Source organism: Saccharospirillum sp. ABV4_185 (genome assembly GCF_056159245.1).
The window spans coordinates 1,058,683-1,077,897 of the sequence record NZ_JBSWUW010000001.1 but is presented as its reverse complement, the minus strand read 5'-3'; the positions used below and the strand labels follow the sequence as shown (position 1 = coordinate 1,077,897).

The 19,215-nt window shown below is 56.2% G+C and carries 22 protein-coding genes; 16 read left to right on the top strand and 6 right to left on the bottom strand.

Translation table 11 applies throughout. The features are described from left to right. Positions 1 to 7 precede the first annotated feature (7 nt). Positions 8 to 985, bottom strand: a complete 978-nt coding sequence (locus ACXAE6_RS04875) for a metalloregulator ArsR/SmtB family transcription factor (protein WP_475145215.1) — start codon at positions 983 to 985, stop codon at positions 8 to 10. A 265-nt stretch (positions 986 to 1,250) separates the two neighbouring features. On the opposite strand from ACXAE6_RS04875, the gene tkt reads away from it, so the two are divergent. From tkt to ACXAE6_RS04840, 7 genes are all read left to right on the top strand, one after another. Beyond that, complete coding sequence (tkt, locus tag ACXAE6_RS04870) at positions 1,251 to 3,242, top strand: transketolase (protein WP_475145212.1); 1,992 nt, start codon at positions 1,251 to 1,253, stop codon at positions 3,240 to 3,242. Positions 3,243 to 3,573: 331 nt separating this feature from the next. Continuing rightward, positions 3,574 to 4,605 (top strand): BMP family lipoprotein, encoded by a 1,032-nt coding sequence (locus tag ACXAE6_RS04865; RefSeq protein ID WP_475145209.1) that lies wholly within the window; start codon positions 3,574 to 3,576, stop codon positions 4,603 to 4,605. A gap of 128 nt (positions 4,606 to 4,733) precedes the next feature. Next, positions 4,734 to 6,320: an ABC transporter ATP-binding protein gene (locus tag ACXAE6_RS04860; RefSeq protein WP_475145205.1), complete on the top strand. Its 1,587-nt coding sequence runs from the start codon at positions 4,734 to 4,736 to the stop codon at positions 6,318 to 6,320. Next, complete coding sequence (locus tag ACXAE6_RS04855) at positions 6,317 to 7,450, top strand: ABC transporter permease (protein WP_475145203.1); 1,134 nt, start codon at positions 6,317 to 6,319, stop codon at positions 7,448 to 7,450. Before ACXAE6_RS04860 ends, ACXAE6_RS04855 begins: the two co-directional genes overlap by 4 nt. A gap of 8 nt (positions 7,451 to 7,458) precedes the next feature. Further along, on the top strand, positions 7,459 to 8,433 hold the full coding sequence (locus ACXAE6_RS04850; protein ID WP_475151705.1) for an ABC transporter permease: 975 nt from the start codon (positions 7,459 to 7,461) through the stop codon (positions 8,431 to 8,433). 77 nt (positions 8,434 to 8,510) lie between these two features. Next, positions 8,511 to 9,440, top strand: a complete 930-nt coding sequence (locus tag ACXAE6_RS04845; protein WP_475145201.1) for an isopenicillin N synthase family dioxygenase — start codon at positions 8,511 to 8,513, stop codon at positions 9,438 to 9,440. Positions 9,441 to 9,536: 96 nt separating this feature from the next. Further along, positions 9,537 to 10,424, top strand: a complete 888-nt coding sequence (locus tag ACXAE6_RS04840; RefSeq protein WP_475145197.1) for an aspartoacylase — start codon at positions 9,537 to 9,539, stop codon at positions 10,422 to 10,424. Positions 10,425 to 10,432: 8 nt separating this feature from the next. Here ACXAE6_RS04840 and ACXAE6_RS04835 read toward each other — a convergent pair whose 3' ends face one another. After that, entirely contained in the window at positions 10,433 to 10,999 is a 567-nt protein-coding gene (locus ACXAE6_RS04835; protein WP_475145195.1) for a hypothetical protein, read from the bottom strand. 79 nt (positions 11,000 to 11,078) lie between these two features. After that, positions 11,079 to 11,339: an accessory factor UbiK family protein gene (locus ACXAE6_RS04830; RefSeq protein ID WP_475145193.1), complete on the bottom strand. Its 261-nt coding sequence runs from the start codon at positions 11,337 to 11,339 to the stop codon at positions 11,079 to 11,081. Positions 11,340 to 11,778: 439 nt separating this feature from the next. Between ACXAE6_RS04830 and glnK (ACXAE6_RS04825) the strand changes: the two genes are divergently transcribed. The 3 genes from glnK (ACXAE6_RS04825) to glnK (ACXAE6_RS04815) all read left to right on the top strand — a co-directional run bounded on the left by glnK (ACXAE6_RS04825) (position 11,779) and on the right by glnK (ACXAE6_RS04815) (position 13,913). Next, a complete protein-coding gene (gene glnK, locus ACXAE6_RS04825) occupies positions 11,779 to 12,117 on the top strand; it encodes a P-II family nitrogen regulator (RefSeq protein WP_108124296.1) in 339 nt (112 codons plus the stop codon). 33 nt (positions 12,118 to 12,150) lie between these two features. After that, on the top strand, positions 12,151 to 13,416 hold the full coding sequence (locus ACXAE6_RS04820) for an ammonium transporter (protein ID WP_475145191.1): 1,266 nt from the start codon (positions 12,151 to 12,153) through the stop codon (positions 13,414 to 13,416). A 158-nt stretch (positions 13,417 to 13,574) separates the two neighbouring features. Continuing rightward, positions 13,575 to 13,913: a P-II family nitrogen regulator gene (gene glnK / locus ACXAE6_RS04815; protein ID WP_475145189.1), complete on the top strand. Its 339-nt coding sequence runs from the start codon at positions 13,575 to 13,577 to the stop codon at positions 13,911 to 13,913. A 65-nt stretch (positions 13,914 to 13,978) separates the two neighbouring features. Here glnK (ACXAE6_RS04815) and ACXAE6_RS04810 read toward each other — a convergent pair whose 3' ends face one another. Both ACXAE6_RS04810 and ACXAE6_RS04805 read right to left on the bottom strand, forming a co-directional pair. Then, complete coding sequence (locus ACXAE6_RS04810; protein WP_475145187.1) at positions 13,979 to 14,332, bottom strand: hypothetical protein; 354 nt, start codon at positions 14,330 to 14,332, stop codon at positions 13,979 to 13,981. A gap of 60 nt (positions 14,333 to 14,392) precedes the next feature. Next, positions 14,393 to 15,388 (bottom strand): sigma 54-interacting transcriptional regulator, encoded by a 996-nt coding sequence (locus tag ACXAE6_RS04805; RefSeq protein WP_475145184.1) that lies wholly within the window; start codon positions 15,386 to 15,388, stop codon positions 14,393 to 14,395. A 194-nt stretch (positions 15,389 to 15,582) separates the two neighbouring features. Here ACXAE6_RS04805 and ACXAE6_RS04800 point away from each other — a divergent pair, with 194 nt between their 5' ends. The 6 genes from ACXAE6_RS04800 to ACXAE6_RS04775 all read left to right on the top strand — a co-directional run bounded on the left by ACXAE6_RS04800 (position 15,583) and on the right by ACXAE6_RS04775 (position 18,790). Continuing rightward, positions 15,583 to 15,762, top strand: a complete 180-nt coding sequence (locus tag ACXAE6_RS04800) for a hypothetical protein (protein ID WP_475145182.1) — start codon at positions 15,583 to 15,585, stop codon at positions 15,760 to 15,762. A gap of 13 nt (positions 15,763 to 15,775) precedes the next feature. Then, complete coding sequence (gene pspA / locus ACXAE6_RS04795) at positions 15,776 to 16,447, top strand: phage shock protein PspA (RefSeq protein WP_475145179.1); 672 nt, start codon at positions 15,776 to 15,778, stop codon at positions 16,445 to 16,447. Positions 16,448 to 16,465: 18 nt separating this feature from the next. Beyond that, positions 16,466 to 16,702 carry an envelope stress response membrane protein PspB gene (gene pspB, locus ACXAE6_RS04790; protein WP_475145175.1) on the top strand — a complete coding sequence of 79 codons (237 nt, stop codon included), beginning with the start codon at positions 16,466 to 16,468 and terminating at the stop codon, positions 16,700 to 16,702. A 14-nt stretch (positions 16,703 to 16,716) separates the two neighbouring features. Beyond that, complete coding sequence (locus ACXAE6_RS04785) at positions 16,717 to 17,178, top strand: PspC domain-containing protein (protein WP_475145172.1); 462 nt, start codon at positions 16,717 to 16,719, stop codon at positions 17,176 to 17,178. Between the two features lie 74 nt (positions 17,179 to 17,252). After that, the gene (locus tag ACXAE6_RS04780; RefSeq protein WP_475145170.1) at positions 17,253 to 17,771 is read left to right on the top strand and encodes a hypothetical protein; all 519 of its coding nucleotides are present in this window, start codon (positions 17,253 to 17,255) and stop codon (positions 17,769 to 17,771) included. 44 nt (positions 17,772 to 17,815) lie between these two features. Then, positions 17,816 to 18,790: a Gfo/Idh/MocA family protein gene (locus ACXAE6_RS04775; protein ID WP_475145168.1), complete on the top strand. Its 975-nt coding sequence runs from the start codon at positions 17,816 to 17,818 to the stop codon at positions 18,788 to 18,790. Here the strand turns inward: ACXAE6_RS04775 and ACXAE6_RS04770 are convergent. Beyond that, the gene (locus tag ACXAE6_RS04770) at positions 18,775 to 19,215 is read right to left on the bottom strand and encodes a DUF1284 domain-containing protein (RefSeq protein ID WP_475145167.1); all 441 of its coding nucleotides are present in this window, start codon (positions 19,213 to 19,215) and stop codon (positions 18,775 to 18,777) included. The genes ACXAE6_RS04775 and ACXAE6_RS04770 overlap by 16 nt on opposite strands.

Genomic DNA, 19,215 nt, shown 5'->3' with positions numbered 1-19,215 from the left:
GATTGGGTCAGGCTGCCACGGTGGCGTGACGGCTTGTGTGTTCGTGTTGTATTCCTGGCTTGCGGTACAGCTGTGTTTGCACCTGAAAGCCGTTGCGTAAGGCCAAAAAACGGCCGGTTTCGTGGACCAGGCCGGCGGCGGTGGCCCACTGGTGTAGTTCATCGGGCTCGAAACCGAGCCACTGGTCGCCGCATTCGCTGTAAGCCCATTCCTGTTCGTGACGACACAGGTCGGTAACCACCAACAGGCCACCGGGGGCCATCAGTTGGGCGCATTGCTGCAATTCCTGACCGGGTGCCGGTACGTGGTGCAAAACCATGTTGTAGACCACCAGGTCGTAACGTTCGCCTTCGGCGACCAAGGCAGCGGTGTCGCACTGGCGCAGTTTGACGCCGGTCAGGTCTTCGGTCAGACCGCGCGCCTGGTCGAGCATGGCGCTGGAAATATCGACACCGGTGACTGAATTGAAGCGTTCATGCAGCGCACGCAGAAACTCGCCTTTACCCGGGCCGACTTCCAGTACGGCCTGGTGGCTGGGCTGGCGCACGTTGTCGAGCAGCGCCAGCGTCTCCGGTCCGTACTGACCAAAGAGCGCTATACGTTCCTGATAGAGTTCCAGTTCATCAGCGTGACTGGCAAAAAATGCCTGGGCCGCTTCCAGCCGGGCGGCGCGAATGTCGTCGAGCTTGGTCGCCAAAGGCTGCGGCAGAGCGTAGCTGTCGAGCGTGCGAAACAGGCTTTGTTGCAGGCCAAGCTGGTCGGTCAGGGCGCGGCGGTAATAAATGGAATTACCTTCGCGCCGGCTTTCCACCCAACCCTCTTTGGCGAGAATTTTCAGGTGGTGACTCATGCCGGACTGTTTGACATCGAGCAGATCGCTGAGTTCGAGCACGCCAAAAGCACCCTGCCCCAGCACCTGTAATACGGTCAGTCGGGTCGGGTCGCCGAGGGCTTTAAAGAAGGCAGGCAGTTGCTCTAGGTTCATGGCGGCAAGACTAGCAGCGGTTTCGGGCTTTCTCAATATCTATATCAAAAAATATTGATATAGATTTGGTGGCCGGGTGTCGTGGCCCCGGGCGCGGCCTTTCTGATATTATTTCGCGTCTCGAAAGTGCTGGGTGACCCTGCGCAACTTGTTAACGGGTTCATTGGCCCTGCGGTTCACTTTTGGGACACTTTATTATCGCTTTTCGGGAGCCCTTCCCGGACACGTCGCTCGTACAACAAATGAATCAATCGAGGATGTTTTGATGCCGTCACGCAGTGATCTCGCCAACGCGATCCGCGCTCTGAGTATGGATGCGGTCCAGAAAGCCAATTCCGGTCACCCTGGCATGCCGATGGGCATGGCCGACATCGCCCAGGTACTTTGGTGCGATTATCTCAAGCATAACCCGACCAATCCGAGCTGGTACGATCGCGACCGCTTTATCCTGTCCAACGGCCACGGCTCCATGCTGCATTATTCGTTGCTGCATCTGAGCGGTTACGACCTCGGTATTGAAGACCTCAAGCAGTTCCGTCAACTGCATTCACGCACGCCGGGTCACCCGGAATATGGCTATACGCCGGGTATCGAAACCACCACCGGCCCGCTGGGTCAGGGTCTGGCGAACGCCGTCGGTTTTGCGCTGGCGGAAAAAACGCTGGGTGCTCAGTTCAACCGCAAAGGTCACGACATTGTCGATCACCACACCTATGTGTTCCTCGGCGATGGCTGTCTGATGGAAGGTGTGTCTCACGAAGCGGCTTCTCTGGCCGGTACGCAAGGCCTGGGCAAGTTGATTGCTTTTTATGACGACAACGGCATTTCCATCGACGGTGAAGTGGAAGGCTGGTTTACCGACGACACCGTCAAGCGTTTCGAAGCCTACGGCTGGCAGGTGATTCCGCGTGTTAACGGTCACGATCCGGAAGAGATCAAGCAGGCGATTGAGACCGCGCGTGACAATAAGGATCAGCCAACGCTGATCTGCTGCAAAACCATCATCGGTTTTGGCTCACCCAATAAAGAAGGCAAAGAAGCCAGCCACGGCGCGGCCCTGGGTGATGACGAAATCGTGCTGACCCGCGAGAAACTGGGCTGGAAACACGGTCCGTTCGACATTCCGCAAGACATCTACGACGCCTGGGATGCGCGCGGCAAAGGTCGTAAAGCCGAATCCAGCTGGCAGGATGCGTTCAACGCCTATCAGAGTGCACATCCGGAACTGGCGGCAGAGTTCGTGCGCCGCATGAAGGGCGAACTGCCGGCCGATTTCGAGCAGTTTGCCGAAGGCCTGATTAAAGACATCGACGCCAAGGGCGAGTCCATCGCCAGCCGTAAGGCGTCGCAACAATCGATTGAAGCCTTTGCGCCGAAACTGCCGGAACTCTTTGGTGGCTCCGCTGACCTGGCGGCTTCTAACCTGACCTTGTGGAGCGGTGCCAAGGGCGTCAGCCAGGCTGAGCCGGATGGTAACTACTGCTTTTACGGCGTGCGTGAATTCGGCATGACCGCCATCATGAACGGTCTGGCGCTGCACGGCGGCTTCCGTCCTTACGGCGCGACCTTCCTGATCTTTATGGAATACGCTCGTAACGCGGTGCGTATGTCGGCGCTGATGAAGCAGCCGGTGATTCACGTCTACACCCACGACTCCATCGGTCTGGGTGAAGACGGTCCGACTCACCAGCCGGTCGAGCAACTGGCGTCGCTGCGTCAGACACCAAATCTGGAGACCTGGCGCCCGGCCGATACGGTGGAAACGGCCGTGGCCTGGAAAAACGCCATTGCCTCGAAGGACCATCCCAGTGCACTGGTATTCTCGCGTCAGGGCCTGGCGCACCAAAAACGGACAAGTCAGCAAATTGCCGATATCGAAAAAGGCGGCTATGTACTGCGTGACAGCGACGGCACCCCGGCCATCATTCTGATCGCGACCGGTTCGGAAGTGGGTCTGGCGATCGACGCAGCCGACAAACTGGCGGCGAAAGGCGTAGCGGCTCGTGTGGTTTCCATGCCTTGCACCGAACGTTTCGATGCCCAGGATGCCGCCTATCGTGAAGCGGTATTGCCGACCGGTGTTAAGCGCATTGCCGTTGAAGCCGGTATCGCCGATTTCTGGTACAAATACGTTGGCCTCGAGGGTGCCGTTCTGGGCATGACCAGCTTTGGTGAGTCGGCTCCGGCCGGTGAGCTGTATCAGCATTTCGGCATTACCGCCGATGCGCTGGTCGAACGCGCTCAAGCCATTCTGTAAGGTGCTCGTCCCGGCTTGTTCGGGACCGACCGATACCACCACCGGCCTCGCGCCGGTGGTGTTGTTTCTGCCCTGGAAAACCGGCCAAAGCACGGGCTTTATAGCTGCGGTAAGGCTTTTGCATAACAAAGTGTTTGCACTGGATCGCATTGCGGGATTCTGCGGCTGTAACACCCGTATAGCCGTGTATAATGCAGGCGTTTGTTGCACTGGGGCTTCAGGGGTTGACCGTTCGGTCAGCTATGCCTAGAGTGCTCCCAACGGTCCGGGTCGGGCCAGTTGGGCGTATGCAAAAACAACCATAACTTTAATCGCTGATAGGGGATTCTCCATGAAAGGTATGTTCAAGGTCGCTGCTGCGACGGCCGTCGCGGGCGCTGTTTTGGTGGCGGGTTGCTCATCCGATAGCGAAGAAGAGCAGTCCGCAAGTTTTAGCCCGGCTGTGATCTACGACACGGCAGGGAAGTTCGACAAGTCCTTTAACGAAGCGGTATTCCGTAACGGTGTTGAAGAATTCAATGCTGATCACGAAGACGTAACCGTCGCCGAATTCGAACCGCAGAACGAAGAGCAGCGCGAGCAAGGCCTGCGTCGTCTGGCCAGCAACGGCAACAGCCCGATCGTTGCTGTTGGTTTCAACTTCGATTCATCAATCCAGAAAGTAGCCGCTGAGTTCCCGGATACTCAGTTCGCCATCATCGACTCTGTGGTCGATCTGCCCAACGTTCAGTCCATCGTCTTTGCTGAGCACCAGGGTTCTTTCCTGGTCGGTGCGCTGGCGGCCATGGCCAGTGAAAACGGTGCCGTTGGTTTCATTGGTGGCATGGATATTCCGCTGATTCGTAAGTTCGCCTGTGGTTTTGAGCAAGGCGCCAAGTACGTCAACAGCGATATTGATTACTTCGAGAACATGACCGGTTCTACGCCGGCTGCGTTCGCCGATCCGGCACGTGGTTCTGAGCTGGCCAAGTCACAAATCTCTCAGGGCGCTGATGTGATCTTCGCTGCAGCCGGTGGTACTGGCATCGGTGTTTATCAGGCAGCGGCTGACGAAGGCATCTATGCCATCGGCGTTGACTCCAACCAAAACTACTTGCAGCCGGGCACCATGCTGACTTCCATGGTCAAGCGCGTCGGTGTTGCTGCTTACCAGACCTGGGAAGAAGGCCAGTCCGGTGAGTGGGAAGGCGGCGTTAAGGTCCTCGACCTGTCTGCTGGCGGTGTTGACTGGGCTCTGGACGAATTCAACCAGGACCTGATTCAGCCGGAGTGGGAAGAAGAGATGGCGCAAATCCGTCAAGCCATCATCGATGGTGAGATCGACGTTTACGACTACACCACGACTGGCAGCTGCGACATCTGATTCTTCAGCCTTGTCGCTGAAAAGCACTCGCCACCCCGCGAGTGCTTTTTTGTTCGGCCCTGACCGGTCTTCCACCCCTGATCGGTCCGGGCCTATCCTTCCGTTAGCTAACGATTACCGGGTGACCCATGACTCCCCCCGATTCAGCTTCTGATTCTGCCATGGCAATGGCACTGGAACTGCGCGGCATCGACAAGCGCTTCGGCGACGTCCATGCCAACAAGGACATTAACCTTCAGGTTCGACAAGGCACCATTCACGGCATCGTGGGTGAAAACGGCGCCGGTAAATCAACCCTGATGAGCATCATTTACGGCTTTTATGCGGCCGATAAAGGCGATGTCCTGGTCGATGGTCAGGTGCTCGATATCAAAGATTCAAAAACGGCGATTAACGCCGGCATCGGCATGGTGCACCAGCACTTTATGCTGATTCAGAATTTTACCGCCCTGGAAAATGTCATCCTGGGTGCCGAGGATGGTATCGCCATTGAAACCAGCCTCAGTAAAGCCCGCCGCGAAATGGAACGGCTGGCCTCCGAATACCAATTGAATGTGCCTTTGGATGTGCCGGTCGAAGAATTGTCGGTCGGCTACCAGCAGCGCATCGAAATTCTTAAAGCGCTCTACCGTGGCGCCCGTATTCTGATTCTCGACGAACCGACCGGCGTACTGACGCCCCAGGAAACCGAGCATCTGTTTAAGGTGTTGGAATCGCTTAAACAGCAGGGCACCACTGTTATTCTGATTACCCACAAGCTGCGCGAAATTATGGCAGCAACCGACGAAGTCTCGGTCATGCGTCGTGGTGAAATGGTGGCGCATCTGAAAACCGCCGACACCAGCCAGGAAGATCTGGCTGAGCTGATGGTCGGCCGCAAAGTGCTGTTGCGTGTTGAAAAGGGCGAGGCTGAACCCGGCGACGTTAAGCTGGCCGCGCGCCACATCAGTCTGACCGATGGTCAGGGTGTGAAACGTCTGAACGATGTGTCTTTGGAAGTCCGTGCCGGTGAGATCGTCGGCATCGCTGGTGTATCCGGTAACGGTCAGTCTGAGTTGCTCGAAGCGCTGGCGGGCATTCGGCGCATCGACTCCGGCGAGCTGTATCTGAATGGCGAGACGGTAACGGCGGATACCACCATCGACCCGGAAAAAGTCCGTCAGTTGGGCGTTGGGCACATTCCTGAAGATCGCCACCGTATGGGGCTGATCAACACTTTTTCCGCCTATGAAGCCTTTGTGCTGGGTTATCACCGCGATGCCAGCTATAACAGCGGCGTGCTAATGAGCCAGAAGGCGATGATCGATGATTGCCAGGCCAAGATGGCAAGCTGGGACGTTCGCCCGCCGGATCCTTTCCTGAAAACCGCCAACTTCTCCGGCGGCAACCAGCAAAAACTGGTGATCGCCCGTGAAGTGGAGCAGGGCCACGATGTGATGCTGATCGGTCAGCCGACACGCGGTGTCGATATCGGCGCCATCGAATCCATCCACAAACGCATTCTGGAAATGCGTGATGCCGGCAAGGCCATTTTGCTGGTGTCGGTGGAGCTCGATGAAATCCGTTCACTGGCCGACCGCATTCTGGTGATGTTCGACGGCATCATTGTCGGCGAAGTGCCAGCCGATAAGGCCGATGAACGCACCCTGGGCCTGATGATGGCCAACATTGTTCCCGATGAAATCAAAGCGCTTCAGGCGGAGGCTTCAGCATGAGTCAGCAGCGTATTCCCGCCTGGATTACCGTAGGCGTTATTCCCCTGGCCAATATCCTGATCGCAGCGGTTGCCGCCGGTCTGGTCTTTTTGTACTTGAATATCAATCCGTTCGAGGCGCTGCAATCGATGTTTTCCGGTGCCTTCGGCAGCGGTTACGGTCTCGGTTACACCCTCTATTACATGACCAGTTATATCTTCACGGCGCTGGCGGTAGCGGTAGCCTTTAAGTGCGGCATGTTCAACATTGGCGGTGAAGGTCAGGCTTATATTGGCGCCTTGGGTGTTGGTCTGGTGTGTCTGGCGCTCGGCGGTCATGTGCCTTTTATTGTGCTGTTGCCGATCAGCATCATTGCCGCGGCTGTGTTTGGCGCGCTCTGGGCGTTGATTCCGGCGGCGCTGCAGGCCTATCGCGGTTCGCACATCGTGATTACTACCATCATGTTCAACTTCATCGCGGCGTCGTTGATGAATTACCTGCTGGTGTATTTCCTCAAGCCGGTCGGCACCATGTCGGTGGAAAGTGCGGTCTTCGATCGCGCCAGCTGGATTCCGCAGATGCATGAAGTCTTTGCCTTCTTCGGTATTCGCATCGCCGCCTCACCGCTGAATCTGTCGATTGTCTGGGCGCTCTTTGTGGCGTTCGCGGTCTGGGTCTTTCTGTGGCGCACCCGTTGGGGTTATGAAATCCGTTCAGTTGGCAGCAACGCCAGCGCTGCGCGTTACGGTGGCATCAGCATTTCCCGCGTCACCATCCTGACCATGTTGGTGGCGGGCGCTTTGGCCGGCTTTATGGCGCTGAACGTGGTGCAAGGTCAGGCGCACCAGATCAAGCTCAACCTGGTTAACCAGATGGGCTTTACCGGCATTGCCGTGGCTTTGATGGGGCGTAACCATCCGTTCGGCATTGTGCTGGCGTCGTTGATGTTTGGCTTTTTGACCCAGGGCGGCAGTGAGTTGCAGTTCGAATATTCCGTCGATGCGCGCATTGTGGTGGTGCTGCAGGGTCTGGTGATTCTATTCTCCGGCGCGCTGCAACATATGATGAAACATCCGATTGAACGGCTCTATCTGAACTACGCGCGGCGGCGTGATGCCAAAGCCGATGATCAACATCCAGCGGAGGCCTGATCATGGAATTGTTTAACAGCATTATCGTGATCCTCGACGCCACCTTGCGTAACGCCACACCGCTCATTTTTGCGGCTCTGGCGGGGATGTTTTCCGAGCGCTCTGGCATCGTGAACATCGCCCTGGAAGGCAAGATTCTGGTCAGTGCTTTCTTCGGTGCGTCAGCGGCTTATTACTTCGGTTCGCCCTGGATGGGTCTGCTGGCGGGGGTGTTATCGTCCATCGTCTTTGCCCAGCTGCATGCTTTTGCCACTGTGACCCACAATGGCGATCACGTGGTGTCTGGTCTGGCGATCAATATTCTTGCGGCCGGCCTGACAGCTGCCATCGGCAACTACTGGTTCAGTCAGGGCGGGAACACACCCAACCTGGCGTTTGGCGATACTCACGCCCGCTTTACGCCGATCACTCTGCCCTTTGCAGACCAACTGGCCGATGTGCCGATAATTGGCGGCATCTATTCCGAGTTAATCAGCGGCCATTATCTACTGGTTTACCTGGCGTTCGCAGCCGTACCGCTGTGCTGGTATATCCTCTTCCGCACCCGCTTTGGTCTGCGTGTTCGTGCTGTCGGTGAAAACCCTCATGCCGTTGATACCGCGGGTATTTCGGTGGCCAAGACGCGTTATCTGGCGTTGTTGATGACCGGTATTCTGGTGGGTTTTGCCGGCGTTTATTTATCGGTCGCGGTGACCGCTCAGTTCTCGCCCAACATGAGCGCGGGTAAAGGCTATATGGCGCTGGCGGCGTTGATCTTCGGTAAGTGGCGTCCGCGCACGGCGATGCAGGCCTGTTTGTTGTTCGGTTTGCTCGAAGCCATTGCCATTCGTAGCCAGGGCGCTGTCTTTATGGGTGTGGAAGTGCCGGTGCAATTGGTCGAAGCCACGCCGTATATCCTGACCGTGGTGTTGCTCGGTGGTTTTATTGGTCGCTCGGTGGCGCCCAAAGTGATCGGCGAGCCGTACGTCAAAGAACGCAGTTAACACGATAATAAGCGCCCGCCTTCAGGCGGGCCGATCCTATAAAAAATGGACGGCTGGACCGTCCTTGCGAGATGCTCATGAACACCATTCCCAGCCTCGACCTGAGCCGCTTTGATACCCATCCCGATGACTTCGTCCGTGAAATGGGCGAGGCTTATCAGGCCTGGGGTTTTGCTGGCATTACCGGCCACGGTATTGATCGTTCCGTTGTTATCGATGCGCTGCGCGCCTCGGAAAAGCTGTTCGCCCAGCCTGACGACATCAAGATGCAGTATTTCAAAGACAACGGCGGCACGCGTGGCTATACGCCCTTTGGCACCGAAATCGCCAAGGACGCTGAACACGTTGATCTGAAAGAGTTCTGGCACGTCGGCCGCGACATTGAAGGCGAACCGCCACACAAAGATCTGACACCCAATGTCTGGCCTTTAGAAGTACCTGAATTCAAGACCGCCATGCTGCGGCTCTATTCGGAGCTGGATGCGTTGTCGGTGACACTGTTGCGCGCCTTTGCGCTCTTTATTGGCGAAGATCAGCACTACTTCGACAACAAGGTAAACCACGGTAATTCCATTCTGCGGCCGCTGCATTACCCGCCGATCACCGACCCTAATTTGCCCAATGTTCGTGCTGGTGCGCACGAAGACATCAACCTGATTACCCTGCTGGTGGGTTCCGAGCAGGAAGGTCTGGAAGTGTTGAATAAGCGCGGCGAGTGGGTTGGCATCTCGATGATTGAAGGCACCATCATCTGCAATGTCGGCGATATGCTGCAGCGACTGACCAACCATGTACTGCCCTCGACCACACACCGGGTGGTGAATCCCAAAGGCGATGCCGGCAAGGTGTCGCGCTATTCCATTCCCTTCTTCGTGCACCCCAATCCGGGCACCTCTCTGGATGCCTTGCCGCAGTGCGTGACCGAGGATAACCCCAAGCGTTATCCGCCGATCACCAGCGACGAGTATCTGATGGAGCGACTGCGGCAGATTGGTCTGATCAAGTAAAGGCGGGCCGGGGTCGCTCAAACCGACCCCGGCCATTGAATCCCCGGGCGCGCTCGCCCATATTGGATGGCATCCGAATTCCTATTGAGGCGCTGCATGCCATCCATCAAACACGTCGCCATTACCGGCGGTACGCACGGCAATGAACTGACCGGCGTTTATCTGCTCAAGCATTGGCGCAATAACCCCGAACAGGTTTGTCGGGACAGCTTTGTTACTGAGTTGCATCTGGCCAATCCCAAGGCGAATGGTCATAACCGTCGCTATCTGGATCAGGATCTGAACCGCCAGTTTGGTTGGGATGATCTGAACGATCATGAGTTATGCGGCTATGAGCAAAACCGGGCGAAATCGCTGAATTCACTGCTTGGCCCAAAAGACGAACCACGGGTCGATTTTGTGCTCGATCTGCACACCACCACCGCCAATATGGGCGTCACCCTGGTGATTAAATCGGAGGATCCGCTGGTGACTGGCATGGCGTTTTACGCCAAACAATGCATGCCGGAAGTGACCTTGTTTTATGAGCCGGCGCAGCGGCTGGAAGATAATTTTCTGATTTCACTGGGCCGCAAATATGGGCTGCTGATTGAAGTCGGGCCGGTGCCACAGGGCCTGTTGCGCTGGGATGTGTATCAGCAGACTGAAGCGGTGACCGGTCATTGCCTGGATTATCTGGATGCGGTCAACCGTGGGGAGCCGCCCGAAGTGGCGACGTCAATGCCGGGGTTCCAGTTTGTGCGCAAGGTGCAGTTACCGGAAAACGAGCGGGGAGAAATTACCGCTATGGTGCATCCGAATCTGCAGGATGCTGACTATCAGCCGATTAAGCCGGGCGATCCGCTGTTTATCACCCTGGATGGAGAAACCTTGCCTTACGAAGGTGAAGAGATGCTATACGGTGCCTTTATCAACGAGGCGGCCTATTACGACCGCCACGTCGGTTTGAGCCTGATGCGTCCTTGCACCATAGAGCGCGGGTAACAGCCAGATTAGATCTGTCCGAACTGGAAACTCAGCACCACAGATGCACCGGACAAGTCATCATCGCTGACGCCATCCAGGTCGGGGTCGGTGGTCAGCCGATAGGCGCCACCGATACCCACTTCCAGAAAATCGGTCAGATTCACTTCCGCACCGACGAATACTTCGCTGGCCAGAAAGCTGCCGTTGTCTTCGTCGGTACCATCACTAAGAGACACCGATCCCGCGCCCAGCAGTAGCTTGGTTTCAACATGCACGACCGCATCGGGCCGATGGGTGTAGCCGATCAGCAAACCGCCGTAACCCATATCCAGCGTTTGGCCGTTACCCCACTCCGGCTCGTTAATCAGGCCATAACCGGCGCCACCGATCAGCAATGAATGCACGCCGGTGGTAAAGGTACCAGCGCCTTCGCCGCCGAGCATGATGGCGGTTTCATCTCCCAACTGACCGTACTTGACCAGCGGACCGCCATAGCCGCCGGAGCGGGCATTCTGCATATCGATCAGAGCATCCTTGGCGAAGGCAGGAAGACTGAGCATTGCCGCCAGGGGTAAAAGGATCAGTGCACGCATCGGTATATCTCCATAATAAGGCAGGGCGCCGGACTGAGCTTATCTTGCCGGCAATTGGCAATCAGCCCAGTGGTAAAAGTCACGATGAGGAGGAATCACTCAATTTGGCTTCCAGTTCTTTCAACTGGGTTTCCAGTTCAGCTAACTGTGTCCGGGTGCGTTCCAGCACCGCCTGCTGAGCGTCGAACTCTTCGCGGCTGACGACATCCAGTTTACTCAGTTGCGCTTGCACCAGGCTGCGCAAATTGGTGCGCAAGTCGTCACGCGCCTGCTGTCCCTGACTGAACAGGGCACTGGCCTGACGGCTGATTTGATCGAGCATATCTTCGGGTAATTTCATGGCACCTCCGTGCTCCAAAACAGGGCTGGAAACTGCAGTAGGCGCCGTTTCCAGTCTCACCAAATGGAGACTTGATTCAAATTTCTGTGGCAATGATGGCAACGCTATCAGCGCTAACCTCGTGATTTCTCTGGCCCTATACCGTCTTTGGGCAAATAGTGTGCACTGACGGCGCACAGCTTTTGTGCGCTGCACTTATTTTGTGCATCCAGCCCTCAATTCTTGACCCGACCTTTACGTAAATCCTTGATTCACCGCGCTAAACGGAGTTGGCACGGGCTTCGCTTTACCCCCTCGCACACGATTCCAATCGCAGCCAACCGTTGCGTTGGACATTGTAACTCGGGTGATTTCCGGTAGCACTGGCTGCGACGGGCGATCCCCTCGAGCCGGCGCTGTCAATTCAGTGCAACGGTGGAACGGAAAGGAGTGAACAAAAATGAAACTCGTATCAGCCATTATCAAGCCCTTTAAGTTGGACGACGTCCGCGAAGCGCTGTCTGAAATCGGCGTACAGGGCATCACCGTAACCGAAGTAAAAGGTTTCGGACGTCAGAAAGGCCATACCGAACTCTATCGGGGTGCGGAATATGTGGTCGATTTCCTGCCCAAAGTGAAAGTGGAAGTTGGTGTTTCCGACGAACTGCTGGACCGGGCAATCGAGGCCATTTCCAAGGCCGCCAACACCGGCAAGATCGGTGACGGCAAGATCTTTGTAACCCCGCTCGAACAGGCCATTCGCATTCGTACCGGCGAGACCGGCAACGACGCGATCTGAGCAAAAAATAAATAGCAATTGGAGACAAGGGTGATGCAGAACCAAATTTTTGAACTGCAATTTGCCATGGATACGTTCTATTTCCTGATCTGTGGCGCATTGGTCATGTGGATGGCCGCTGGTTTCGCAATGTTGGAAGCTGGCTTGGTCCGTGCCAAGAACACGACTGAAATTCTGACCAAAAACGTCGCGCTGTATGCGATTGCCTGCACCATGTACCTGATCTGTGGTTATCAGTTCATGTACGGCGGCGGCTGGTTCCTGTCGGGTGTTGAGACAGTGGCCAACTTCAGCGTTGAAGGTGCTTTGGCGGCTTCTGAAGAAGCTGGCTTCGACGGCGGCTCTGTCTACTCAGGCGCCTCTGACTTCTTCTTCCAGGTGGTGTTTGTGGCAACAGCCATGTCCATCGTTTCCGGTGCCGTGGCCGAACGTATGAAGCTGTGGGCCTTCCTGGTCTTCGCTGTGGCCATGACTGCAGTCATCTATCCGTTCGAAGGTGGCTGGACTTGGGGCGGTAACGAAGTCTTCGGCATGTACTCGCTGAATTATTCTGACTACGCCGGTTCCGGTATCGTTCATATGGCCGGTGCTGCTGCAGCGTTGGCTGGTGTTCTGTTGCTGGGCCCACGCAAGGGCAAATACGGCAAGAATGGCGAAATCAACGCTATTCCAGGTGCCAACCTGCCGCTGGCGACTCTGGGTACCTTCATCCTGTGGATGGGCTGGTTCGGCTTCAACGGCGGTTCTACCCTGAAACTGGGCGGTATGGCGGTTGCCAACGAAGTGGCTAACGTCTTCCTGAACACCAACGCTGCGGCGGCTGGTGGTTTGATCGCTGCGCTGATCGTCGCTCGCCTGTGGTTCAAGAAAGCTGACCTGACCATGGCCCTGAACGGCGCTCTGGCCGGTCTGGTTGCTATCACTGCTGAGCCGGCTGATCCGACTCCGCTGCTGGCGACCATCATTGGTGCCATCGGTGGTGTGATCGTGGTGTTCAGCATCGTTGCTCTGGATAAACTGAAAATCGACGATCCGGTCGGTGCCATTTCTGTGCACGGTGTTGTCGGTCTGTTCGGTATCTTCGCGGTTCTGTTGAGCGACAGCGATGCCACCTTCGGCGGCCAGCTGGTGGGTGCTCTGACCATCTTCGTCTGGGTGTTCGTTGCCTCCTTAATCGTCTGGGGCATCATCAAGGCGGTTATGGGTCTGCGCGTCAGCGAAGAAGAAGAGTACGAAGGCGTCGATCTGACCGAATGCGGTATGGACGCCTATCCGGAATTTACTGCCGCCAGCAAATAAGCTGCAGTAACTGAGCCGCAAGGCTCGTCCGAGTGAAGGCCCCATTTGGGGCCTTTCTTTTTTTGGGCCGTTGTTGCCGATGGAGCATTCTATTTTGTCGCGCTATCTGCATGGTTTATGCTTGAGGTGGGTCGTGACTACCTCTCAGGGAGAGTGCTATGAAACTCGTAACCGCAATTATCAAGCCCTTTAAACTCGACGACGTGCGTGAAGCCTTGTCTGAAGTGGGTGTACAGGGCATCACCGTGACTGAAGTGAAAGGCTTTGGTCGCCAAAAAGGCCACACTGAGCTGTACCGTGGCGCTGAATATGTCGTCGACTTTTTGCCCAAAATCAAAGTTGAAGTCGCTACTGACGACAACAAACTGGAATCCGTGATTGATGCGATTTCCAAATCAGCCAACACCGGCAAGATTGGTGATGGCAAGATTTTCGTGGCAGCGCTGGAACAGGTGATTCGCATCCGTACCGGTGAAACCGGTGAAGATGCTGTGTGACTGAGCTGTTGTTCAGCGAATAAAAAACCCGTCCATTGGACGGGTTTTTTGCATCTGGCATCGGTTTAACTGGTACGCGAACGCCGTGCCGCCCAATAGGCCGGCAGCTGGAAGCAGATAAAGCGAATGGTCAGGCCGGCCGCTGAAGCAAACAGATAGCCCGCTACATAAACCGGTCCGGTGACCTTCACCAGGGCGCCGCCAATGATGAAGTCCATAAACATCATCGCCGCCAGACCGAAGGCATAACCGCTGATCAGATAGCGATGGCCGGTGCGAAACAGAAAACCAAGTACCGTGCCAACAGCAGCAAAGCCAATCAGCAGTTGCATCGGTGACTGAGCAAATTGGGCACCCAGTTGCGCCATCATAAAAAGGCTGACGCCCGCTAAAGCCATGCGTTGTACGTTCGGGTTCATTGGCTGTCCTGCTGTGTTGTTATTATCGTCTGGCCGAGCTTAGCGCTGGCAGGGGTCGCCTCAATGCGACTTTGGTCGTGCCCCGCCGATCAGTCCGTGCTTGCGCAGTTGGCTGCGAAATTGATGGTAGGTCAAACCCAGCGACTCCGCAGCCTTGCCTTGATGGCGTTCATGGCGTTCCAGCGCCGCTTCCAATAAGCCGATTTCAAAACGCGCCACCTGATCATTAAAACTGCCTGCGGTCAGCGAAACGTCGGCGGAAGCGTTGCCCGGCCGCCAGGGTGAATCGAAGGGATCGAGCACCAGGCGATCAATGGCTTCGTTCTCATTACCCCAACGATACAAACTGCGTTCAATCACATTCTTCAGCTCGCGCACATTGCCGTGAAAAGGGTGTTGATTCAGCGCCGCCAGCGCTGCCTCACTGAAACCAGGGAACATCGACCAGCCCAGTTCGCTGCTCATCTGGATGGCGAACCGTTCGGCCAGAAGTTGCACATCACCCTGGCGCGCGCGCAATGGCGGTAGCGTCAGCACATCGAAGGCCAGGCGATCGAGCAAATCGCTGCGAAAACGACCCTGAGCGGCCAATGACGGCAGGTCCTCGTTGGTGGCAGCGACAATACGCACATCAACCGTCAGCGTTTTCTGGCCACCCAGACGCTCGAACTCACCATACTCAATCAGCCGCAACAGCTTCTCCTGTAAGGGCGCCGACATATTGCCGACTTCATCGAGAAACAGCGTGCCTTCATGAGCGCGTTCGAAACGGCCGATGTGGGTGCGATTGGCACCAGTAAAAGCGCCCGGCTCATAGCCGAACAAATCGGCGTCGAGCAGGCTTTCACTGATGGCGGCACAGTTCACCTTGATCAGCGGTTGTTGCCAGCGTGATGACAGAAAATGCAGCCGTTCAGCGACCAGCTCCTTACCCGTGCCGCGTTCGCCAATCACCAGGACCGGCCGGTGCAGCGGTGCGAGTTCCGAGGTTCGGTCCAGTAAATCGGCTAACGCCGGGCTTTCGCCGAGCAGGCGTTGGGAGCTGCGGTCACTCATCTCTGACCCATGGATGGTTAGGAATTTTTGAGTTTAGAGTCTTTAGCTGATTAGACCAATGGCATTGGTCATTTTCGCTAAATATCCCATCTCTGTGCGCCTTGTTTTTCTAAAAATTATAATAGAAACAATGGGTTATAAACTTGGCATGAATGCTGATATAGCCTCAAGGTGTGTCGACAAAGGACATCCATATGATCCCACTAAAAGAACGGACACCGCTGTATATGGTCATGATTACCCTGGGCAGCGCCTTGGCGGCGGTGACGCAATGGTGGATCGGACTGGTCAGCTTGGCATTGGCATTCGGCTTAATTGAAGCCGTTGGTCGCGGATTTAAGCGCTTGCTGCCGGTCAGCAAGCGCCATCATTAACGAGGAGACTAAGATGGGTATTTTTTCCCGTTTCACCGACATCATTAATTCCAACCTCAACGCTTTGCTCGACCGCGCTGAGGATCCACAAAAGATGATCCGCCTGATCATCCAGGAAATGGAAGAGACGCTGGTGGAAGTGCGTTCCAGCTCAGCGCGGGTTATCGCCGATCGCAAAGACGCCGAACGACGCCTGGCGCGAGTGCGCAAAGAAGTTGAGGACTGGGAAGCCAAAGCCAAGCTGGCGCTGGAAAAAGATCGTGAAGATCTGGCGCGCGCAGCGCTGGCGGAAAAGCAAAGCCTGGTTGACGAAGCCGACATTCTGCAGCGTGAATGTGAAGCGCTGGACGATCATCTGAGCCAGTTGTCCGAAGAGATCGGTCAGCTGCAGTCGAAGCTCAATGATGCCAAGGCGAAGCAGAAAACCCTGGTCATGCGCCAGCAAACCGTGACCACCCGGATGAAAACGCGTCGCCAACTGCATCGGGAAAACTTGCAGGATGCCTTCGAGAAGTTCGAACATTACGAGCGACGCATGGACAGTATGGAAAGTGAGCTCGAAGCACAGGACCTGGGACGCGGACGCGATCTGGCCCAAGAGATCGACAGCCTGGCTGAGAACGATGCCGTCAATGCCGAACTGGAACGCCTCAAGGCGGACCTGGAGAAGACTAACAAAGGCTAAGGCGACAAGGAGCCAAGCATGCACTTTTTTCAATTCATGTTCGTGCCCACCATTCTGTTCATCGTCATCGTGATGCCGATGTGGCTGTTCATGCATTACCGCTACAAGAATCGGGTGCACGCCAGTTTGAATGCGGACGATCAATCGTCGTTGGATGAATTGCTGCGCACACTGGATCAATTGAATGAGCGGGTGGCCGCGTTGGAATTGATCCTCGATGAACGCAGCCCGAACTGGCAGCGAAAAACCGATTAGGAGGAGCCGTTATCATGGCCTATCAACACCGCAAAAAAGAAGCCACCGGCTTTTGGGCGCGTCGTCGTCAGGGCTTCGGCATGAATCTGTATCGCAATAAACGGGACGGTTGGATCGGTGGTGTCTGTGCCGGTCTCGCGGACCATTTCAATATTGAACCCTGGGTGGTTCGACTGGTCGTCTTCGGCAGCTTTTTCTTCTTCAATATGCTGACGGTCTGGGCCTATCTCGGTGCCTGTATTGTGATGGCGCCGCGCCCAAAGGGACCGGTTGAGCAGGAATACCAGTATGATGAAGACCTGCATACCGACCGGCCGCGCAATATGTTTCGTTATCGCAGTGCACCGCCGGGCGAACGATTGAAACGCGCACGTCAGCGACTGGATGAAACCCTTGGCCGGGTGGAAAACATGGAACGTTACGTCACTTCGCGGCGTTACCAACTGGATAAGGAGTTCTCCAAAATCCAGGATTAGTGGCTGATCGCGCTCTGATATACTCACGGCCGGGTTTTGCCCGGTCGTGTTGTTTTTGTCATCTGGAGCCTGCTGTGTCTGATTCCTCCTCTCGCTTTGCCGTCTTGAAAAACCCCACCTTCTGGGTCGTTGTCGTGCTGCTGATCGGCTTTGTTTACCTGCAATGGCCGACCCATGTGCGCATGCCTTATGCGCCGGATTATCGTACTGTCACTCTGGCTGATGGGGTGCAGATGCAATGGGAAGCTGAGCCTCAGGTGGTCGAAGGTGAGGCCGGTACCGCCTGGACGCTGAAGAACAAAGGTCTGGAATTTCTGGTGCAGCAGGGTTCGCTCGACGCACCCTTGGCGCAACAGGCGGAGCGTATGAAAGCAATCGACAGCGCTCAGGTTGCCAGCATGGAATATGCGCCGCTCGAGGTCACCGGCTCGCTGGCGCGTTATGCGCTGATTGATGTGGAAAACCGCATTCAACGTCACCGCCTCTATCAGCGCGGTGAGCGGTGGCTTAAAGTGTCGGTTCTCTATAAGGCCGATAATGAAGACCGCGAAGCGCGCGCTCAGCTGTTTCTGAATTCGGTTGTGCTGCCCTAAGCCAGTCCAGGCTTATCATCAAACAATAATAAGGAGAGCCCGCCATGTTGCGTTGGGGTGTAATGGGAACGGGCAATATTGCCCATCAGTTTGTGAACGACGCTCGTCACGGCCGTGGCGGTGAATTCGTCGGTGTCTATTCACGCAGTCAGCAAAAAGCCGATGCCTTTGCCCGGGAATTCGGTTTGCCGCACGCTTTTGGCGATCTGGACGCCTTTCTGGCCAGTCCGGATATCGATGTGGTCTATGTCGCCAGTCCGCACACCAGTCATGTCGACCAGGCATTGGCCTTGTTGGAAGCCGGCAAGGCGGCGCTGGTGGAAAAACCGGTGGCGGTTAATCTGCTGGACGCCCAGCGCCTGTATCAGCGTTCGCAGGAACTGGGCGTGTTCTGCCAGGAAGCCTTCTGGACGCGCTTTAACCCGGCCTATCAACAGATTCTCGAACAGGCGCGCGACGGCCGGCTGGGCAAGCTGCGCCACGGCCAGGCGAACTTCGGTTTCCGCTCGCCGGCCGACCCTGAGCATCGCTTGAATAACCCGGATTTAGCCGGCGGTGCCCTGCTCGATATTGGTTTGTATCCGTTGATTCTGACCTTGGATCTGTTCGGTGAACCGACTGAGATTGATGGTCGGGTAACCCTGGGTGAAACCGGCGTCGACCGCAGCGCTGATCTGGTGTTGAGTTACGCCGGCGGCGAGCGTTGCGCGGTGCATTACAGCCTGGATTACGAGTTGCCGCAGACGGCTTGGATCAGCGGTGAACAGGGTTGGGCAGAAATCCAGTCGCTGTGGTTCGCACCGAACCGAGCTCACTGGCAACTAGGCACTGCGCCGGTCTCGGTCGAGCATTACCCGTTGCTGGGCAAGGGCTATCACTACGAATTCACCGCCACCAACGAAGCCATTGCCGCCGGTCGTCTGGATTGCGCTGAGCATACCCAGGCCGACAGCCTGACGTTGATTCGTTTGCTGGATCGAATTCGCGACCAGTGGGGGCCGCGTTATCCGTTTGAGTGATGCAACCTGGTCTCGGCGTAGCCATTGGCGGCGATGTCGGTACAGAGCGCATGCCACTCACAATCGAAGCAGCCGCTGCGCAACTGGCCTTGAGCAAAGGCCTGGCGCAGCACTGCTATTGCTGTCTGATCCAGCGTCAGTTGCTGACCCACTACCACAGCAACGCCCAGAGTGTCGCTAACCGCTTGCATTGCCAGAGCATCACGTCGGTGAATGCGGGCGTGATGACAGTGCGCGCAGTCACCCTCTTGTGCGCGCAATAACGGCTGGCAAATCTGGTCCGGTCCGCGAATCAGCTCTATCGCCTCACTCTGGTTCAGGCGGGCGATGATGGCGTCGTAATTGCGGCAGAATTCATCGCTGTAACCCAAGCCTTTGTAGGTCAGCATGCACAGAAGGTGATGGCCGCGCAGTTCGATACTCAT